General features: G+C 53.0%; 23 protein-coding genes. 3 read left to right on the top strand and 20 right to left on the bottom strand.

Going from position 1 to position 17,575, the window contains the following annotated elements:
* Position 1: 1 nt before the first annotated feature.
* The 5 genes from rplB to rpsJ are packed head-to-tail and all read right to left on the bottom strand — an operon-like array spanning position 2 to position 2,729.
* Positions 2–823, bottom strand: coding sequence for a 50S ribosomal protein L2 (gene rplB, locus CU081_RS06145; protein ID WP_000301859.1), 822 nt, complete (start codon positions 821–823; stop codon positions 2–4).
* 17 nt (positions 824–840) lie between these two features.
* Positions 841–1,143, bottom strand: a complete 303-nt coding sequence (gene rplW / locus CU081_RS06140; RefSeq protein WP_000617546.1) for a 50S ribosomal protein L23 — start codon at positions 1,141–1,143, stop codon at positions 841–843.
* Entirely contained in the window at positions 1,140–1,745 is a 606-nt protein-coding gene (gene rplD / locus CU081_RS06135; RefSeq protein WP_000424395.1) for a 50S ribosomal protein L4, read from the bottom strand. The genes rplW and rplD overlap by 4 nt, the downstream gene beginning before the upstream one ends.
* A 10-nt stretch (positions 1,746–1,755) precedes the next feature.
* Complete coding sequence (gene rplC, locus CU081_RS06130) at positions 1,756–2,385, bottom strand: 50S ribosomal protein L3 (RefSeq protein WP_003863274.1); 630 nt, start codon at positions 2,383–2,385, stop codon at positions 1,756–1,758.
* Between the two features lie 32 nt (positions 2,386–2,417).
* A complete protein-coding gene (rpsJ, locus tag CU081_RS06125) occupies positions 2,418–2,729 on the bottom strand; it encodes a 30S ribosomal protein S10 (protein ID WP_001181005.1) in 312 nt (103 codons plus the stop codon).
* Positions 2,730–3,109: 380 nt separating this feature from the next.
* Between rpsJ and CU081_RS06120 the strand changes: the two genes are divergently transcribed.
* A complete protein-coding gene (locus tag CU081_RS06120) occupies positions 3,110–3,583 on the top strand; it encodes a prepilin peptidase (protein WP_003863271.1) in 474 nt (157 codons plus the stop codon).
* On the opposite strand, the gene bfr is transcribed toward CU081_RS06120, so the two are convergent.
* From bfr to fkpA, 11 genes are all read right to left on the bottom strand, one after another.
* Positions 3,567–4,043, bottom strand: coding sequence for a bacterioferritin (bfr, locus tag CU081_RS06115; RefSeq protein WP_003863270.1), 477 nt, complete (start codon positions 4,041–4,043; stop codon positions 3,567–3,569). The two genes, CU081_RS06120 and bfr, sit on opposite strands and share 17 nt — an antisense overlap.
* Positions 4,044–4,115: 72 nt before the next feature.
* Positions 4,116–4,310 (bottom strand): bacterioferritin-associated ferredoxin, encoded by a 195-nt coding sequence (gene bfd / locus CU081_RS06110; RefSeq protein WP_003863268.1) that lies wholly within the window; start codon positions 4,308–4,310, stop codon positions 4,116–4,118.
* Between the two features lie 178 nt (positions 4,311–4,488).
* Positions 4,489–5,673: an elongation factor Tu gene (gene tuf / locus CU081_RS06105; protein WP_022651945.1), complete on the bottom strand. Its 1,185-nt coding sequence runs from the start codon at positions 5,671–5,673 to the stop codon at positions 4,489–4,491.
* A gap of 69 nt (positions 5,674–5,742) precedes the next feature.
* Positions 5,743–7,857: an elongation factor G gene (fusA, locus tag CU081_RS06100; RefSeq protein WP_022651946.1), complete on the bottom strand. Its 2,115-nt coding sequence runs from the start codon at positions 7,855–7,857 to the stop codon at positions 5,743–5,745.
* Positions 7,858–7,953: 96 nt separating this feature from the next.
* Positions 7,954–8,424, bottom strand: coding sequence for a 30S ribosomal protein S7 (rpsG, locus tag CU081_RS06095; RefSeq protein ID WP_003861706.1), 471 nt, complete (start codon positions 8,422–8,424; stop codon positions 7,954–7,956).
* 96 nt (positions 8,425–8,520) lie between these two features.
* On the bottom strand, positions 8,521–8,895 hold the full coding sequence (gene rpsL / locus CU081_RS06090) for a 30S ribosomal protein S12 (RefSeq protein ID WP_000246815.1): 375 nt from the start codon (positions 8,893–8,895) through the stop codon (positions 8,521–8,523).
* 124 nt (positions 8,896–9,019) lie between these two features.
* A complete protein-coding gene (gene tusB, locus CU081_RS06085) occupies positions 9,020–9,307 on the bottom strand; it encodes a sulfurtransferase complex subunit TusB (RefSeq protein ID WP_015571409.1) in 288 nt (95 codons plus the stop codon).
* Between the two features lie 7 nt (positions 9,308–9,314).
* Entirely contained in the window at positions 9,315–9,674 is a 360-nt protein-coding gene (gene tusC, locus CU081_RS06080) for a sulfurtransferase complex subunit TusC (RefSeq protein ID WP_003861700.1), read from the bottom strand.
* Positions 9,674–10,060, bottom strand: a complete 387-nt coding sequence (tusD, locus tag CU081_RS06075) for a sulfurtransferase complex subunit TusD (protein ID WP_003861699.1) — start codon at positions 10,058–10,060, stop codon at positions 9,674–9,676. The genes tusC and tusD overlap by 1 nt, the downstream gene beginning before the upstream one ends.
* On the bottom strand, positions 10,060–10,782 hold the full coding sequence (locus tag CU081_RS06070) for a helix-turn-helix transcriptional regulator (protein WP_003861697.1): 723 nt from the start codon (positions 10,780–10,782) through the stop codon (positions 10,060–10,062). The genes tusD and CU081_RS06070 overlap by 1 nt, the downstream gene beginning before the upstream one ends.
* 167 nt (positions 10,783–10,949) lie before the next feature.
* Positions 10,950–11,768, bottom strand: coding sequence for an FKBP-type peptidyl-prolyl cis-trans isomerase (fkpA, locus tag CU081_RS06065; protein ID WP_003861695.1), 819 nt, complete (start codon positions 11,766–11,768; stop codon positions 10,950–10,952).
* A gap of 238 nt (positions 11,769–12,006) precedes the next feature.
* Here fkpA and CU081_RS06060 point away from each other — a divergent pair, with 238 nt between their 5' ends.
* Positions 12,007–12,225: a protein SlyX gene (locus CU081_RS06060; RefSeq protein ID WP_003861693.1), complete on the top strand. Its 219-nt coding sequence runs from the start codon at positions 12,007–12,009 to the stop codon at positions 12,223–12,225.
* A gap of 51 nt (positions 12,226–12,276) precedes the next feature.
* Here the strand turns inward: CU081_RS06060 and slyD are convergent, their stop codons facing one another.
* The 4 genes from slyD to kefG form a co-directional block, all read right to left on the bottom strand.
* Entirely contained in the window at positions 12,277–12,867 is a 591-nt protein-coding gene (slyD, locus tag CU081_RS06055; RefSeq protein ID WP_003861691.1) for a peptidylprolyl isomerase, read from the bottom strand.
* Positions 12,868–12,961: 94 nt separating this feature from the next.
* Complete coding sequence (locus CU081_RS06050) at positions 12,962–13,162, bottom strand: YheV family putative zinc ribbon protein (RefSeq protein WP_003861689.1); 201 nt, start codon at positions 13,160–13,162, stop codon at positions 12,962–12,964.
* Between the two features lie 13 nt (positions 13,163–13,175).
* Positions 13,176–14,981, bottom strand: coding sequence for a glutathione-regulated potassium-efflux system protein KefB (gene kefB, locus CU081_RS06045; protein ID WP_003861688.1), 1,806 nt, complete (start codon positions 14,979–14,981; stop codon positions 13,176–13,178).
* Entirely contained in the window at positions 14,981–15,535 is a 555-nt protein-coding gene (gene kefG, locus CU081_RS06040; RefSeq protein WP_059288194.1) for a glutathione-regulated potassium-efflux system ancillary protein KefG, read from the bottom strand. The genes kefB and kefG overlap by 1 nt, the downstream gene beginning before the upstream one ends.
* 129 nt (positions 15,536–15,664) lie before the next feature.
* Here kefG and CU081_RS06030 point away from each other — a divergent pair, with 129 nt between their 5' ends.
* Positions 15,665–17,569: an ABC transporter ATP-binding protein gene (locus CU081_RS06030; RefSeq protein ID WP_003861684.1), complete on the top strand. Its 1,905-nt coding sequence runs from the start codon at positions 15,665–15,667 to the stop codon at positions 17,567–17,569.
* Positions 17,570–17,575: the final 6 nt, after the last annotated feature.

Here is a 17,575-nt window from a genome sequence, read left to right as displayed (position 1 = left end):
ATTATTTGCTACGGCGACGTACGATAAATTTATCAGTACGCTTGTTGCTGCGGGTCTTCTTACCTTTGGTCTGAACGCCCCACGGAGTTACCGGGTGCTTACCAAAGTTACGACCTTCACCACCACCATGTGGGTGGTCGACTGGGTTCATCGCAGTACCGCGAACGGTAGGACGAACACCACGCCAGCGTGCAGCACCAGCTTTACCCAGAACGCGCAGCATATGCTCAGCATTGCCAACTTCGCCCAGAGTAGCGCGGCAGTCTGCTTCGACTTTACGCATTTCACCAGAACGCAGACGCAGGGTGACATAAGCACCGTCACGCGCAACGATCTGAACGTAAGTACCCGCGGAACGCGCCAGCTGACCGCCTTTACCTGGTTTCATTTCTACGTTATGAACGGTAGAACCAACCGGGATATTGCGCATCGGCAGGGTGTTGCCTGCTTTGATTGCAGCATCAACGCCAGACTGAATCTGGTCGCCAGCTTTCAGGCCTTTAGGGGCCAGGATGTAACGGCGTTCGCCATCTTTGTACAGAACCAGCGCGATGTTCGCGGAACGGTTCGGATCGTACTCAAGACGCTCAACAACTGCTGGGATACCGTCTTTGTTGCGTTTGAAGTCAACAATACGATAAGCCTGCTTGTGGCCACCACCGATGTGACGAGTGGTGATACGGCCATTGTTGTTACGACCACCGGATTTGCTGTTTTTTTCCAGCAACGGAGCAAAAGGTTTGCCCTTGTGCAGCTCAGGGTTAACCACTTTAACTACGTGGCGACGACCCGGAGATGTCGGTTTACATTTAACAACTGCCATTGTATTACTCCTCCGACTTACTCAGCGCCGCCAACGAAGTCCAGGTTCTGGCCTTCTTTCAGGGTGACGTAAGCTTTTTTCCAGTCGCTACGACGACCGATACGCTGTCCGTGACGTTTAACTTTCCCTTTAACTACCAGGGTGTTAACGACTTCGACTTCGACTTCAAACAGTTTCTGCACAGCAGCTTTGATCTCTGCTTTGGTCGCGTCTTTAGCAACTTTGAGAACGATGGTGTTTGTTTTTTCCATCGCAGTAGACGCTTTTTCAGAAACGTGCGGTGCGCGCAGCACCTTCAGCAGACGTTCTTCACGAATCATGCCAGCATCTCCTCAACTTGCTTAACAGCATCAGCAGTCATTACGACTTTGTCGAAGGCGATCAGGCTAACCGGGTCGATACCAGTCGCGTCGCGTACGTCAACCTTGTGCAGGTTACGCGCGGCCAGGAACAGGTTCTCGTCCAGCTCACCGGTGATGATCAGCACATCTTCCAGAGCCATGTCTTTCAGTTTCTGTGCCAGCAGCTTAGTTTTAGGCGCTTCAACAGAGAACTTCTCGACAACGATCAGACGATCCTGACGTACCAGTTCGGACAGAATGCTTTTCAGCGCGCCGCGGTACATCTTTTTGTTAACTTTTTGACTGTGGTCCTGTGGACGCGCAGCGAAGGTCACGCCACCTGAACGCCAGATCGGGCTCTTGATAGAACCTGAACGCGCACGGCCGGTACCTTTCTGGCGCCATGGCTTTTTGCCTGAACCAGTTACTTCAGCACGAGTCTTCTGAGCACGAGTACCCTGACGAGCACCAGCTGCATAAGCAACAACAACCTGGTGAACCAGCGCTTCGTTGAAATCACGACCGAAGGTAGTTTCGGAAACAGTCAGCGCGCTCTGCGCGTCTTTCAATACTAATTCCATTGCTATCCCCTTACGCCTTCACAGCTGGTTTAACGATCAGGTCGCTACCGGTTGCACCCGGGACCGCACCTTTAACCAGCAGCAGGTTGCGCTCAGCGTCAACACGTACTACGTCCAGGCTCTGAACGGTTACACGTTCGTTGCCCAGCTGACCTGCCATTTTCTTGCCTTTGAACACTTTGCCCGGAGTCTGGTTCTGACCGATAGAACCCGGAACGCGGTGAGACAAGGAGTTACCGTGAGTAGCGTCCTGGGTACGGAAGTTCCAGCGCTTAACGGTACCAGCAAAACCTTTACCTTTAGAGGTACCGGTTACGTCAACTTTTTTAACGTCAGCAAACAGCTCAACGCTAATGTCCTGACCTACGGTGAACTCTTCGCCTTCAGCAAGACGGAATTCCCACAGACCACGGCCAGCTTCAACGCCAGCTTTAGCGAAGTGACCCGCTTCTGGTTTGGTTACACGGTTAGCTTTTTTAGCACCAGTGGTAACCTGAATAGCGCGGTAGCCATCGTTAGCCAGATCTTTAACCTGAGTAACGCGGTTTGCTTCAACTTCGATTACGGTTACTGGGATAGAAACGCCATCTTCAGTGAAGATGCGGGTCATACCCACTTTTTTACCGACTAAACCAATCATTGTTTCAACCTCTCAATCGCTCGATGACCTGATTAACCCAGGCTGATCTGCACGTCTACACCGGCAGCCAGATCCAGACGCATCAGAGCATCAACGGTTTTCTCAGTTGGCTCAACGATGTCAACCAGACGCTTGTGAGTGCGGATTTCGTACTGATCACGCGCATCTTTGTTAACGTGCGGAGAGATCAGAACGGTAAAGCGCTCTTTGCGGGTCGGCAGCGGGATCGGACCACGGACTTGCGCACCAGTGCGCTTAGCAGTCTCGACGATTTCCGCGGTTGATTGATCGATCAGACGATGATCAAACGCTTTAAGGCGGATACGGATTCTTTGGTTCTGCATGAGACCAGAGCTCCAATTATTTTATAAACGAAAATGATTACTCCTCAAACCCATTACGATTGATGGGAGAGTGTAACCGTTCTTACGTAGCTCCCCAATTGGGAGCATTGTTGAGTAACAAAGTGAGCTACTCTGGTTCAGATTGAACCCGCCGTCAATTACGACAAGCCCGAGCATTATACGTAAATCTGGGGAAGACGCAAGTGCCGTTTAGAAATTAAGCGCTAAAGACGTACTCTGCGTAAGGCCTCGCATTTTTTTATGCAAAGTATCCCTTCTCAACTCTTTGTCTGAAGCCGCTACGCAATTGCTGTTTTTGCACATTGCCGGACATGTAGATTATTACGAGTATGCGCTCAAACCGTTTTGAGGCTTTCGCTATGCTACTGTCCCTCCCCTTTCTGCTGATCTATTTTGCTTTATCGGCCTTGCTTGTTCGCACCGATATTCGCACGGGGCTTCTTCCCGATAAATTTCTTTGCCCGCTGCTATGGACCGGCCTGCTTTACCAGCTCTGCCTCCATCCTGATTTTTTGCCGAGCGCGGTGGTGGGTGCGATGGCAGGATACGCCGGATTCGCCGTTATCTATTGGGGATATCGGCTCATCTGCCGACGTGAAGGTATGGGATATGGCGACATAAAATATCTGGCGGCGCTGGGGGCATGGCATGGCTGGTGTGTACTGCCAGTACTGGCACTCGTAGCCGCGTTAATGGCTCTGCTGTATCTGGTTGCTTTCTCGTTGTTTACTCCTGATAAGCAGGCATTAAAAAACCCACTGCCTTTTGGGCCATTTCTGGCGGCAGCGGGTTTATGCGTTGGCTGGGAAAGCCTGATTAACTTTCCACTTTGATCTGAGACTGAAGGTAGTTCTGTAGGCCAATTTTGCTAATGAGATCCAGTTCGGTTTCAAGCCAGTCGATGTGCCCTTCTTCATCGGCCAGGATCTGGATCATCATATCGCGGCTGACGTAGTCATGTACGCTGTCCGCATAGGCAATGGCTTCACGCAGGTCTTTTGCACCCTCCAGCTCCAGCCGGAGATCAGAACGCAGCATCTCTTCGACATCTTCTCCGATGCCCAGTTTTCCGAGATCCTGTAGGTTAGGAATGCCTTCGAGGAATAAAATACGCTCAATGTATTTATCGGCGTGTTTCATTTCATCAATGGACTCATGGTATTCAACATCGTTGAGGCGAGTCAGTCCCCAGTTTTTGAACATTCTTGCATGGAGAAAATACTGATTGATTGCGACAAGCTCATTTCCCAATAATTTATTGAGATAACTTATGATTTTAACATCACCTTTCATTATATAGTCCCTCCGCTTCCACTCATTGAAGCGTAGATCGGGCTACGGGGATGTCAAAAAAAAGATAGAGGCTTACGCGATCTCTTTGAATTCCGGGATCTGCATCAGTTCGTCCTGCATGATCTCACGCGCTGCGCGAACGCATTTACCGCATTGATTTCCCACCGGAACAAACTTGCGAAGCTGCTGGAAAGATTGTGGTTGAAACTGGCGAACGGCCTGACGAATTTTTTTGTCGCTTACACCATTACATAAACAAACGTACATAAAGACTCCCGTTCAAAATATGCGCAAAGTGTAAGTGAGAATGGTTATGATTACAATAGCACAGGCGCCGGAATACGTGGCGGGAGAAAACAAAAAATGCGAATTTTTATGACAGCGACTTTACGGTAGAAAACAAAAAAGGACGCCGAAGCGTCCTTTTTATTTCAGGGATAATTAATTAGCCCAGAACTTTAGCAACAACGCCCGCGCCAACGGTACGGCCGCCTTCACGGATTGCGAAACGCAGACCGTCGTCCATCGCGATTGGGTGGATCAGAGTCACAACCATCTTGATGTTGTCGCCTGGCATTACCATCTCTACGCCTTCTGGCAGTTCGATGGTACCGGTCACGTCAGTTGTACGGAAGTAGAACTGTGGACGGTAGCCTTTGAAGAACGGAGTATGACGGCCGCCTTCGTCTTTGGACAGAATGTACACTTCAGATTCGAACTTGGTGTGTGGCTTGATTGAGCCTGGCTTCGCCAGAACCTGACCACGTTCGATTTCTTCACGTTTGATACCACGCAGCAGAACACCAACGTTCTCACCAGCACGGCCTTCGTCCAGCAGTTTGCGGAACATTTCAACGCCAGTACAGGTAGACTTCGCAGTCTCTTTGATACCAACGATTTCAACTTCTTCACCAACTTTGATGATACCGCGCTCTACACGACCGGTAACAACGGTACCACGACCGGAGATGGAGAATACGTCTTCGATTGGCAGCAGGAATGGCTTGTCAATCGCACGCTCTGGTTCTGGGATGTAAGAATCCAGGTAGCCAGCCAGTTCGATGATTTTCTCTTCCCACTCTGCTTCGCCTTCCAGCGCTTTCAGCGCGGAACCACGAACGATTGGAGTGTCGTCGCCTGGGAAATCGTACTGAGACAGCAGTTCACGAACTTCCATCTCTACCAGTTCCAGCAGCTCTTCGTCATCAACCATGTCGCACTTGTTCAGGAACACGATGATGTAAGGAACGCCTACCTGACGACCCAGCAGGATGTGCTCACGAGTCTGAGGCATAGGGCCGTCAGTCGCAGCAACAACCAGGATCGCGCCGTCCATCTGCGCAGCACCGGTGATCATGTTTTTAACATAGTCGGCGTGGCCTGGGCAGTCTACGTGTGCGTAGTGGCGAGTCGGGGTGTCATACTCAACGTGAGAGGTGTTGATGGTGATACCACGAGCTTTTTCTTCTGGTGCGTTATCGATCTGATCGAAAGCACGAGCAGCACCGCCGTAGGTTTTAGCCAGTACGGTAGTGATTGCAGCAGTCAGGGTAGTTTTACCATGGTCAACGTGGCCGATAGTACCAACGTTGACGTGCGGTTTTGTACGTTCAAATTTTTCTTTAGACACGGCTATATTCCTTACTATAGTGCTCTCCCCTTCGGAGAGAGCACGGGACTTAGGTTTTAATCCTGTGGATTACTTACCACGGGCTTCGATAACGGCCTGAGCAACGTTGTTCGGCGCATCATCATACTTCAGGAATTCCATAGTGTATGATGCACGACCTTTGGTCAGAGAACGCAGCTGAGTTGCATATCCGAACATTTCAGACAGCGGAACTTCAGCGTGGATCTTAACGCCAGTTACTTCGGATTCCTGACCACGCAGCATACCGCGACGACGGCTCAAGTCACCGATAACGTCACCGGTGTTCTCTTCAGGAGTTTCTACTTCAACCTTCATGATCGGCTCAAGCAGAACTGGTTTTGCTTTCTTAAAGCCTTCTTTAAAGGCAATAGACGCAGCCAGTTTAAACGCCAGTTCAGAGGAGTCAACGTCGTGGTAAGAACCGAAGTGCAGACGAACACCCATGTCTACAACCGGGTAACCAGCCAGAGGACCAGCTTTCAGCTGCTCCTGGATGCCTTTATCAACGGCAGGGATGTATTCGCCAGGAATTACACCACCTTTGATGTCGTTGATGAACTCGTAACCTTTCGGGTTAGAGCCCGGCTCCAGTGGGTACATGTCGATCACAACGTGACCGTACTGACCGCGACCACCAGACTGCTTAGCGTGTTTACCTTCAACGTCGGTAACTTTCGCGCGAATCGCTTCGCGGTAAGCAACCTGAGGTTTACCCACGTTCGCTTCAACGTTGAATTCACGCTTCATACGGTCAACGATGATGTCCAGGTGCAGTTCACCCATACCAGCGATGATGGTCTGGTTAGATTCTTCATCAGTCCATACACGGAATGATGGGTCTTCTTTCGCCAGACGGCCCAGAGCCAGACCCATTTTTTCCTGGTCAGCTTTGGTTTTTGGTTCAACTGCGATGGAGATTACCGGCTCAGGGAATTCCATACGCTCCAGAATGATCGGGTGATCCGGGTCACACAGAGTGTCACCAGTGGTCACGTCTTTCAGACCGATAGCAGCAGCGATGTCGCCCGCACGAACTTCTTTGATCTCTTCACGTTTGTTAGCGTGCATCTGTACGATACGGCCAAAACGTTCACGCGCCGCTTTCACGGAGTTCAGGATGGTGTCACCGGAGTTAACCACACCAGAGTAAACGCGGAAGAAGGTCAGGTTACCCACGAATGGGTCGGTAGCAATTTTGAACGCCAGTGCAGAGAATGGCTCTTCATCACTTGCGTGACGCTCAGCCGGAGTATCTTTACCGTCGTCCAGGATGCCGTTGATCGCAGGAACGTCAATCGGGGATGGCAGGTAGTCAACTACCGCATCCAGCATCGCCTGAACACCTTTGTTCTTGAACGCAGAACCACAGGTTACTAGGATGATTTCGTTGTTCAGAACGCGCTGACGCAGAGCAGATTTGATCTCTTGCTCAGACAGTTCTTCACCACCCAGGTATTTTTCCATCAGCTCTTCAGAAGCTTCTGCTGCGGATTCGATCAGGTTCTGGTGCCATTCGTCAGCCAGGTCCTGCATCTCTGCCGGGATATCTTCGTATTCGAAGGTAACGCCCGCATCTGCTTCGTTCCAGTTGATGGCTTTCATTTTCACCAGGTCGATAACGCCGGTGAAGCCTTCTTCAGCACCAATTGCCAGCTGAAGCGGAACAGGGTTCGCGCCCAGACGGGTTTTGATCTGGCCAACAACTTTCAGGAAGTTAGCACCCATACGGTCCATTTTGTTAACGAACGCGATGCGTGGAACTTTATATTTGTTTGCCTGACGCCATACGGTTTCAGACTGTGGCTGAACACCACCAACTGCGCAATAAACCATTACCGCGCCGTCAAGAACACGCATGGAACGTTCTACTTCGATGGTGAAGTCAACGTGCCCTGGGGTGTCGATGATGTTTACGCGATGCGGTTCGTACTGCTTAGCCATACCTGACCAGAATGCAGTAGTCGCTGCGGAGGTGATAGTAATACCACGCTCCTGCTCCTGTTCCATCCAGTCCATGGTGGCTGCGCCGTCATGAACTTCACCGATTTTATGGTTTACACCGGTGTAGAACAGAATACGTTCGGTAGTAGTGGTTTTACCGGCGTCGATGTGCGCACTGATACCGATGTTACGGTAGCGTGCGATGGGTGTTGTACGAGCCATTTGATTCCTCGTTTATATCTTTAGGCGTTCAGTTAAGTTACCCAGAGCGGGCGGCTTCTCTGAAGCGCCCGCCTGGTGACTACGACTCCGAAGGGATTACCAACGGTAGTGTGCGAACGCCTTGTTGGCTTCTGCCATACGGTGAACGTCTTCACGTTTCTTAACTGCGGTACCTTTGTTTTCCGCAGCATCAGAAAGTTCGTTCGCCAGACGCAGAGCCATGGATTTATCACCGCGTTTACGAGCAGCTTCAACGATCCAACGCATTGCCAGAGCATTACGACGAACCGGACGAACTTCAACTGGAACCTGATAAGTAGAACCACCAACGCGGCGAGACTTAACTTCTACAGTCGGGCGCACGTTGTCGAGAGCGACTTCGAAGGCTTCCAGTTCATTTTTACCAGAACGCTGAGCCAGGGTCTCCAGCGCGCTGTATACGATTGCTTCTGCGGTAGATTTTTTACCATCCACCATCAGGATATTTACAAATTTTGCCAGCAGTTCTGATCCGAATTTCGGATCTGGAAGAATTTTACGCTGACCAATGACGCGACGACGTGGCATGGGATTACTCCGTTGTTAATTCAGGATTGTCCAAAACTCTACGAGTTTAGTTTGACATTAAGATAAATCAGTTTGGCCTTACTTAACGGAGAACCATTAAGCCTTAGGACGCTTCACGCCGTACTTGGAGCGAGCCTGCTTACGGTCTTTAACACCTGAGCAGTCCAGCGCACCACGAACGGTGTGGTAACGAACACCCGGAAGGTCTTTAACACGACCGCCACGGATCAGGATCACGGAGTGCTCCTGAAGGTTGTGACCTTCACCACCGATGTAGGAAGTCACTTCAAAACCGTTAGTCAAACGCACACGGCATACTTTACGCAGTGCGGAGTTTGGTTTTTTAGGAGTGGTGGTATATACACGAGTACATACGCCACGTTTCTGCGGGCAGGCTTCCAGCGCAGGCACGTTGCTTTTTGCAACTTTGCGTGCACGTGGTTTGCGTACCAGCTGGTTAACTGTTGCCATTAAATAGCTCCTGGTTTTAGCTTTTGCTTCGTAAACACGTAATAAAACGACCTCATACAATATGAGGACGCGAAATTTTAGGGCTACGTCGAAAAGGTGTCAAGAAATATACAGCGATCTCAAATCACCAGTTCATTTGACTGGCGTGCGTCACAGTAAGATTGACGAAATCAGTATAGCCAACCACGTCAATTTTGGCTGAAATTTGACCAGAAAGACCCCGCGCATCCAGATCCTCTTTCAGCGCAGAGACTGTAATGGGGGCATTCGCGAGGATTTCAACAAAACGGCTGCCTTCAAGCGCCGCGAGCACGCCATCCTGAATCAGCAGCAGATCATCACCTTCGCGCAGCATGCTCAGTAACGTGTCGATATCGCATTGCCACGGTGAACGGCTCAGGGTATGGAGCATGACAGCCTCAGAAAGTCAGAACGGTATCGTAGTGAGAGAGTTGTTCGCGCAGCGCAGCAGATGTCAGGATCGTCACGTCCAGCACGAACGGTGTTTTCTCGTTTAACCCACGCGCGGCCAGCGAGTCGGCGCACACATAGAAGGTTTCAATGTCATAGAGCGGCAGAACTTTAAAGGTCGCAATGTAGTCGCGCGCAAGAATGGCCTGCGGTTGTTGGCCTGCAAGAAGCTGGAATACGCCATCGCCTAAAAAGAAGACGCCGATATCTTCGGTTAATGCCGATGTCGCGAGCAATGCATCCAGCCCTTCCCGGCCTGAAGCGCTGCCATGCGGCGCAGAAGTAAAAACAAACGCTACGCGCTTCATCAAAATTGCACCACTCTGTCGCAGGTCAACGCCGCCTGTGCCAGGGCACCTAGACCACTGAGGGAAAAGCCCGGTTGCAGGTTAGCCCCCGCCAGACCAAGGCGTTCGGCTTCGGTCGCATCCGTCACGCCGCGACGCAGTGCCGCCGCGACGCAGATATGCAGGTCAACGCCCTGCGTTTCGTTTAATTTTTGCCAGGCGCGCACAAGGTCAAACTCATCGCTCGCCGGGGACGTAAACTGGTTCGCGTTATAGACCCCTTCACGATAGAAGAAGACGCTTGCCAGTTCATGACCGGCATCAAGCAGCGCATGGGCAAACTGTAGCGCGCTGCTGGCCTGCTGGGTACCGTACGCCGGGCCCGTCACCATTAACGCAAAACGCATTACTTGTCTTGTCCCAGAAAGTCGCCGCTTTTGAACTGGCGAATATAGAGGTAAACCGTGTGTTTGGAGATATTCAGGCGATCGGCCACCTGGTTGATGGCATCTTTGATATCAAAAATCCCTTTCTCATAGAGGTTCAGGACGATCTGACGATTCTTGGCGTTGTTGGATACGTTGCGATCGGCATTCACCTCTTCAATGGTGAACTCCAGCGTCTGGGTCACGAGATCCTCAACCGAAGAAGCAAAGTTCACCGATGAGCCCACGTCCGGCGTTTCTGGCGGGATGAAGGTGCTCATGATTTGCGAGAATGGCACATCAAGGTTCATGTTGATGCACAGCAAACCGATTACCCGGTGTTCGCGGTTTCTAATCGCGATCGTTTCTGATTTCATCAGCACGCCGCTTTTGGCGCGGGTGAAATAGCATTTTGAGACGCTGCTGTCCGCGCCGGTCATGTCATGCAACATACGCAATGCAAGGTCGGTGATTGGCGAACCAATTTTACGGCCAGTGTGCTCACCATTCGCAATGCGGATAGCGGAACACTTAAGATCTTGCAGGGAATGCAATACGATTTCGCAGTGGGAACCAATGAGCATCGCTAACCCGTCCACTACCGCTTCGTAGGATTTCAGAATATCGAAGTCGGTCTGATCAAATGGACGTTGATCCAGCAAATCAAGTTCACTGGTTTCGTTGGTTAAAAGCGACCTGGACATGAAAAAAACACTCCTTTTCAGGAGCCTGTCGTTAGGTTTTCAGGGCAGGCTCATTATCTACACGGACAACTAAATTAATACAGCGTGTATAACGCTTTCCAGTGTTAATTATATCTGCCCCACAATAAAAAAACCGCCGCCTGTAAAGGCGGCGGTTTTTTTCAGCATTACTTCTTAGCTGCTGCGGCTTTGTCGTCAGCCGGTGCGTCTGTTTTCGCATCCGCTTTCGGCGCCGGTTTGATGTCCAGCAGTTCTACATCAAATACCAGCGTGGAGTTAGCCGGGATACCCGGAACGCCGGTTTTGCCGTAAGCCAGATCCGGTGGGATGACCAGCTTGATTTTACCGCCTTTCTTGATGTTCTTCAGGCCTTCGGTCCAGCCCGGGATCACACCATCCAGACGGAAGGAGAGAGGCTCACCACGGGTATAAGAGTTATCGAACTCTTTACCGTCGATCAGCGTACCTTTGTAGTTCACCACAACGGTGTCGCTGTCTTTAGGCGCGTCGCCAGTACCTTCTTTCTCAACCTTATAGATCAGGCCAGTAGAAGACGTTTTAACGCCTTTCTCTTTAGCGAACTTGTCGCGGTAGGCTTTGCCTTTCGCTTCGTTATCTTTAGCATCTGCTTCCATCTTGGTCTGAGCGGCGCCTTTCACGCGCGCTTCAAACGCTTGCAGAGTCTGCTCGATTTCCTGGTCAGACAGTTTGCTCTTGTCTGCGAACGCATCCTGGACCCCTGCGATCAGCTGGTTTTTGTCCAGTTTGATGCCCAGTTTCTCTTGTTCTTTCAGAGAGTTTTCCATGTAACGACCCAGAGACGCGCCAAGTGCGTAGGCGGATTTCTGGTCGTCATTTTTGAATGCCGCTTTGCTGTCTGTAGTCGCAGCAGGCTTCGCAGCAGTATCAGCAGCGAAAGACAGCGGCGCATTGAGCGCTACAGCCATAGTGGTCGCCAGCAGCGTAACTTTAAACAGTGATTTCATCCATATCTCCAGGACCTGAGGTCTCTCACCCCAGTGTTAAACGTAAATGAGTGACGTACTATAAAACGTTGTGGAAGAAATCTACAGACAGACTCCCCCGAATGTCGCTTCTTTTCAGACTATTTTTGTTTAAATAAGTTTCTTGTCAGGGAGATGGATACTGTACTTAAGGAAAAAGTCAGCTAAACTTCGCCGCCGCTGGTCCATTATGGCGAACGACAGATAAACGAGGTGAATGATGAAGGATACAACGATCGAAGCGAGACTGGCTGAGCTGGAAAGCCGCCTGGCTTTTCAGGACATCACCATCGAAGAACTGAACCAGACCGTGACGGCCCATGAGCTTGAAATGGCAAAACTGCGCGATCACATGCGCCTGCTGACGGAAAAGCTGAAGGCCACGCAGCCGTCAAACATTGCCTCTCAGTCAGAAGAGACGCCACCACCTCATTATTGAGGCGTAAAAAAAGCGGGATTATCCCGCTTTTTTATTTTCCGGAGTACGGAATCAGTGGCAACCGCAGCCGCCGTTACCGCAACCACCTTTACCGTGGCCGTGGTCATGACCATGGTCGTGGCCGTGACCACCGCAGCAGCCGTCATGGCCGTGATCGTGGTCATGGTCGTGACCGTGCGCACCGTGAACGTGGCCATGAGCCAGCTCTTCTTCAGTCGCTTCACGGATCGCAACAACTTCTACGTTGAACTTCAGGTTCTGACCCGCCAGCATGTGGTTGCCGTCAACTACAACGTGGTCGTCTTCAACTTCAGTGATTTCAACCGGAACCGGACCCTGGTCAGTTTCCGCCAGGAAGCGCATGCCAACCTGCAACTCGTCAACGCCCATGAATACGTCTTTAGGAACGCGCTGAACCAGGTTGTCGTCATACTGACCGTAAGCGTCGTTCGCGCCTACAGCAACGTCGAATTTGTCGCCAACTTCATGGCCTTCCAGCGCCGTTTCCAGGCCGGAAATCAGGGAACCGTGACCATGCAGGTAGTCCAGCGGCGCACTCACCGGAGACTCATCAACCAACACACCGTCTTCTGTACGTACCTGATAGGCCAGGCTGACCACCAGGTCTTTTGCTACTTTCATGATATCTCCTGAGCGTGGGAAAATTGCTGGCGCAGATTGTAGCGGAAATCTGCACCCGTGTACCCTTAAGCTTAAAAAAACTCAGAGCATATCGCTAGTCTGGATGAAAAATGCCGATCACTTGCTCTTCTTTGCGAACATGATCGCGGGCTTCTTTGTCGGCCTCACGCATCTGGTGACCGCACTTAACACATTCAACGATATCGATATTATTTTCACGCCACATGGCCAGCGTATCTTGCGCCTGGCAGGATGGGCATTTTGCGCCCGCGATAAAGCGTTTACGTACAGCCATCTTTCGTTACCCTTTATTCAAATTCATCCCAGCCGTCGAGCTGGCGTCGTTCCTGTTGCATCTCACGCTGGAAGATCTCCTCCAGTTCGCGACGCGCTTCCCGCACGCGGGAGATCTGCGCCGTGTCGCTGTGCACGGGCATCAGTTCACGCAGCATTCGCATATCCAGCCTGCGGAAATGCATCTGGGCGCGTTGCGCCTGATGAGGATGCATACCCAGCGAAACCAGCGCCTTGCGTCCCAGCTCCAGCGCGCTGGAGAAGGTTTCGCGGGAGAAGTGTTTCACACCCGCCTGCAAAAGTTCGTGAGCCTCCACACGTCCACGCGCACGCGCCAGAATATGCAGATGCGGGAAATGCTGCTGGCACAGCTCCACCAGCTTCATCGTGTCTTCCGGATCGTTACAGGTGATGACGATGGACTCCGCAGCCTCTGCGCCCGCCGAGCGCAACAGCTCAAGCTGCGTCGCATCGCCGTAGTACACCTTATAACCATATTTGCGCATCAGGTTGACGGCGCTGATATCGCGCTCCAGCACCGTGATGCGCATTTTGTTCGCCATCAACAGGCGACCAATCACCTGTCCGAAGCGACCAAAGCCCACGACGATCACCTGCGGTTTATCATCTTCCACCCACGGCGCTTCGTCTTCATCGTCTGCGGGATTCAGGCGGCGCGACAGCAGTTTGTCCACCAGCTTCATCAGCAGCGGGGTGGTCATCATCGACAGCGTGACCGTCACCAGCAGCAGCGCCATCTGGTCATCTTTGAACAGCTTCTGAGACGACGCCGTGGAAAACAGCACAAACGCAAATTCTCCCCCCTGGCTTAACACGCTGGAAAACTGCATTCTTTCCGAGCTGCGCAGCCCGTAAATCCTCGCGAGGAGATACAGCACCAGCGTTTTGACCGCCACCAGCACGGCGACACTCGCAATAACCCACAGCAGATGGGTATAGAGCACGCCAAGATTAAGCGCCATACCCACCGAGATAAAGAACAGCCCTAGCAGCAGCCCCTTAAACGGATCGATGGCGGTCTCCAGCTCGTGGCGGTACTCGCTTTCCGCAAGCAGCACCCCGGCGATAAACGTCCCAAGCGCCATCGACAGCCCCAGCGCATCCATAAACAGCGCTGAGCCAAGCACCAGCAGCAGCGTTGCGGCGGTGAATACCTCGCGCACGCCGGATGCTGCAATAAACCGGAATACCGGACGCAGTAAAAACCGTCCGCCGATCAGCATCCCCGCGAAGGCCAGCACCTTCATGGAAATCTTCATCCAGTCGAAATGATCGTCTCCGGATCCCGCCAGCAGCGGCACCAGCGCCAGCGCCGGGATCACCGCTAAATCCTGGAACAGCAGCACCGAAAAGCCCAGTTGCCCCGCCTCGTTGCGGTTCATCCCTTTGTCGCGCATCAGCTGAAGCGCCATCGCCGTCGACGACATCGCAAGACCGATCCCGCCAATCACCGCGGCCTGCCAGGAAAACTGCGTCAACATCAGCAGTCCCGCGAGAATGGCCGCGCTGAGTAACACCTGCGCCGCCCCGACGCCAAAAATAGATTGCCGCAGCTGCCACAGCTTGGAGGGGTTCAGCTCAAGGCCAATGATGAACATCAGGAAGACCACGCCCAGTTCAGAGAAGTGAAGAATTTCATCCACATCGCTGATAAACCCAAGCCCCCAGGGGCCAATGGCTATCCCCGCCAGCAAATAACCCAGCACCGCGCCAATGCCGAGACGCGCGGCAAGCGGGACCGCGACGACGGCGGCGAACAAAAACAGCACCCCGGCAAGGAGTAAATTCGAACCGTCCATTAGCGTCCTCCCGCCGGAATCGGTGACGCCAGCCATTCGCCATAGGCCCTGGCATGGCTCGCCAGCGCTTTCGGATCCTGCCGCCGTGCCCAGTAGATAATAATCGGGCTCATCCAGTGCATACGGCACATCGCCGCCGTCAGCTCAAACGGCCGCAGAATGTCGCTCATGGGGTAACGGTTCAGCCCGTCGTGACGGTAAGCGCTTTCCGGCTCACCGGTGGTAATGACACTCCGCCAGTACTTTCCCGCCAGCTGGTTGCCCCCCACCCCGCTGGAGAAGCCCCGGCTCAGCACGCGGTCCAGCCACTCTTTCAGCAGTGCCGGACAGCTGTAGGTATAAAGCGGATGCTGGAACACAATCACGTCGTGCTGACGCAGCAGTTCCTGCTCGTAAGGAATATCGATAAAAAAATCGGGATAGTGCGCGTAGAGATCGTGCACCGTTACGTTACTGAGCTGTGTGGCCGGCTTAAGCAGCACCCGGTTCGCCACCGAGTCCTGTGATTCCGGATGGGCATACAGCAGCAGCACTTTCGCTGTCTGAGACATCATTCCCCTCCCGGTTCTGTTTTTGTGTATTGTTGTCGTTTTGGGCTACCATGGCGGCCCGGTGGGGAAAATGGCCCACACCTTACATTATCATAATGACAAATTAACATAGTCGGAACATACGGCGCTTCTATGATTGTTTTCTCCTCGTTACAAATTCGTCGCGGCGTGCGCGTCCTGCTGGATAACGCGACTGCTACCATCAACCCGGGCCAGAAAGTGGGGCTGGTCGGCAAAAACGGCTGCGGTAAATCCACCCTGCTGGCACTGCTGAAAAACGAGATAAGCGCGGATGGCGGTAACTTTACATTCCCGGGCAACTGGCAGCTCGCCTGGGTGAACCAGGAGACGCCCGCGCTGAGCGAACCCGCGCTCGACTATGTTATCGACGGCGACCGTGAATACCGCAAGCTCGAAGCAGAGCTCAACGCCGCCAACGAACGCAACGACGGCCACGCCATCGCCACCGTCCACGGCAAGCTGGACGCCATCGATGCTTGGACCATTCGCTCCCGCGCCTCCAGCCTGCTGCACGGCCTGGGTTTCAGCAACGAACAGCTTGAACGCCCGGTGAGCGATTTCTCCGGCGGCTGGCGTATGCGCCTTAACCTGGCGCAGGCGCTGATCTGCCGCTCCGACCTCCTGCTGCTCGATGAACCCACCAACCACCTCGATCTTGATGCGGTTATTTGGCTGGAGAAGTGGCTCAAGAGCTATCAGGGCACTCTGATTCTGATCTCCCACGACCGCGACTTCCTCGATCCGGTGGTGGATAAAATCATTCATATCGAACAGCAAAGCATGTTCGAATACACCGGCAACTACAGCTCTTTCGAGCGCCAGCGCGCGACGCGCCTTGCCCAGCAACAGGCGATGTATGAAAGCCAGCAGCAGCGCGTGGCGCACCTGCAAAGCTTTGTGGATCGCTTCAAGGCCAAGGCGTCAAAAGCCAAGCAGGCGCAGAGCCGCATCAAGATGCTGGAACGCATGGAGATGATCGCTCCCGCGCATGTGGATAACCCATTCCACTTCAGTTTCCGCGAGCCGGAGAGCCTGCCGAACCCGCTGCTGAAAATGGAAAAAGTGAGCGCGGGCTATGGCGATCGCATTATCCTCGACTCTATCAAGCTCAACCTGGTGCCGGGTTCACGCATTGGCCTGCTGGGGCGTAACGGCGCCGGTAAATCGACGCTGATCAAGCTGCTGGCGGGCGAGCTTAACCCGGTCAGCGGCGAAATCGGCCTGGCGAAAGGCATCAAGCTTGGCTACTTCGCCCAGCATCAGCTGGAATTTTTACGCGCGGATGAATCGCCGATCCAGCACCTGGCGCGCCTGGCGCCGCAGGAAATGGAGCAGAAGCTGCGCGACTACCTCGGCGGCTTTGGCTTCCAGGGCGATAAGGTGACTGAAAATACAGCGCGTTTCTCCGGTGGTGAAAAAGCGCGTCTGGTACTGGCGCTGATCGTCTGGCAGCGTCCAAACCTGCTGCTGCTTGATGAACCAACCAACCACCTCGATCTCGACATGCGTCAGGCGCTGACCGAAGCGCTGATTGAGTTCGAAGGGGCGCTGGTTGTCGTGTCGCACGATCGCCACCTGATCCGCTCCACCACCGACGATCTCTATCTGGTACACGGCGGCAAAGTCGAACCGTTTGACGGCGACCTGGAAGACTACCAGCAGTGGCTGACGGACGTGCAGAAGCAGGAAAACCAGCCGGAAGAGTCAGCGAAAGACAACGCCAACAGCGCCCAGGCGCGTAAAGACCAGAAGCGCCGTGAAGCGGAGCTGCGCACCCAGACGCAACCGCTGCGTAAAGAGATTGCCCGCCTCGAAAAAGAGATGGAAAAGCTCAACGCCACGCTTGCTGCCGTCGAAGAGAAGCTGGGCGACAGCGAACTGTACGATCAGAGCCGCAAAGCGGAGCTGACGGACTGTCTGCAAACTCAGGCGAAAACCAAATCCAGCCTCGAAGAGTGCGAAATGGCATGGCTGGACGCGCAGGAACAGCTGGAAGCGATGCTGCAAGCCGACTAACACGCC

This window comes from Enterobacter sp. CRENT-193, assembly GCF_002787395.1.
GTDB lineage: Bacteria > Pseudomonadota > Gammaproteobacteria > Enterobacterales > Enterobacteriaceae > Enterobacter > Enterobacter hormaechei_C.
The sequence above is the reverse complement of the archived record's forward strand: the minus strand, read 5'-3'. Positions and strand labels throughout refer to the sequence as shown.

Coding starts and splice junctions, on each gene's coding strand:
- rplB (WP_000301859.1), bottom strand. CDS start 823: ATGGCAGTTGTTAAATGTAAACCGACATCTCCGGGTCGTCGCCACGTA.
- rplW (WP_000617546.1), bottom strand. CDS start 1,143: ATGATTCGTGAAGAACGTCTGCTGAAGGTGCTGCGCGCACCGCACGTT.
- rplD (WP_000424395.1), bottom strand. CDS start 1,745: ATGGAATTAGTATTGAAAGACGCGCAGAGCGCGCTGACTGTTTCCGAA.
- rplC (WP_003863274.1), bottom strand. CDS start 2,385: ATGATTGGTTTAGTCGGTAAAAAAGTGGGTATGACCCGCATCTTCACT.
- rpsJ (WP_001181005.1), bottom strand. CDS start 2,729: ATGCAGAACCAAAGAATCCGTATCCGCCTTAAAGCGTTTGATCATCGT.
- CU081_RS06120 (WP_003863271.1), top strand. CDS start 3,110: ATGCTACTGTCCCTCCCCTTTCTGCTGATCTATTTTGCTTTATCGGCC.
- bfr (WP_003863270.1), bottom strand. CDS start 4,043: ATGAAAGGTGATGTTAAAATCATAAGTTATCTCAATAAATTATTGGGA.
- bfd (WP_003863268.1), bottom strand. CDS start 4,310: ATGTACGTTTGTTTATGTAATGGTGTAAGCGACAAAAAAATTCGTCAG.
- fusA (WP_022651946.1), bottom strand. CDS start 7,857: ATGGCTCGTACAACACCCATCGCACGCTACCGTAACATCGGTATCAGT.
- rpsG (WP_003861706.1), bottom strand. CDS start 8,424: ATGCCACGTCGTCGCGTCATTGGTCAGCGTAAAATTCTTCCAGATCCG.
- rpsL (WP_000246815.1), bottom strand. CDS start 8,895: ATGGCAACAGTTAACCAGCTGGTACGCAAACCACGTGCACGCAAAGTT.
- tusB (WP_015571409.1), bottom strand. CDS start 9,307: ATGCTCCATACCCTGAGCCGTTCACCGTGGCAATGCGATATCGACACG.
- tusC (WP_003861700.1), bottom strand. CDS start 9,674: ATGAAGCGCGTAGCGTTTGTTTTTACTTCTGCGCCGCATGGCAGCGCT.
- tusD (WP_003861699.1), bottom strand. CDS start 10,060: ATGCGTTTTGCGTTAATGGTGACGGGCCCGGCGTACGGTACCCAGCAG.
- CU081_RS06070 (WP_003861697.1), bottom strand. CDS start 10,782: ATGTCCAGGTCGCTTTTAACCAACGAAACCAGTGAACTTGATTTGCTG.
- fkpA (WP_003861695.1), bottom strand. CDS start 11,768: ATGAAATCACTGTTTAAAGTTACGCTGCTGGCGACCACTATGGCTGTA.
- CU081_RS06060 (WP_003861693.1), top strand. CDS start 12,007: ATGAAGGATACAACGATCGAAGCGAGACTGGCTGAGCTGGAAAGCCGC.
- slyD (WP_003861691.1), bottom strand. CDS start 12,867: ATGAAAGTAGCAAAAGACCTGGTGGTCAGCCTGGCCTATCAGGTACGT.
- CU081_RS06050 (WP_003861689.1), bottom strand. CDS start 13,162: ATGGCTGTACGTAAACGCTTTATCGCGGGCGCAAAATGCCCATCCTGC.
- kefB (WP_003861688.1), bottom strand. CDS start 14,981: ATGGACGGTTCGAATTTACTCCTTGCCGGGGTGCTGTTTTTGTTCGCC.
- kefG (WP_059288194.1), bottom strand. CDS start 15,535: ATGATGTCTCAGACAGCGAAAGTGCTGCTGCTGTATGCCCATCCGGAA.
- CU081_RS06030 (WP_003861684.1), top strand. CDS start 15,665: ATGATTGTTTTCTCCTCGTTACAAATTCGTCGCGGCGTGCGCGTCCTG.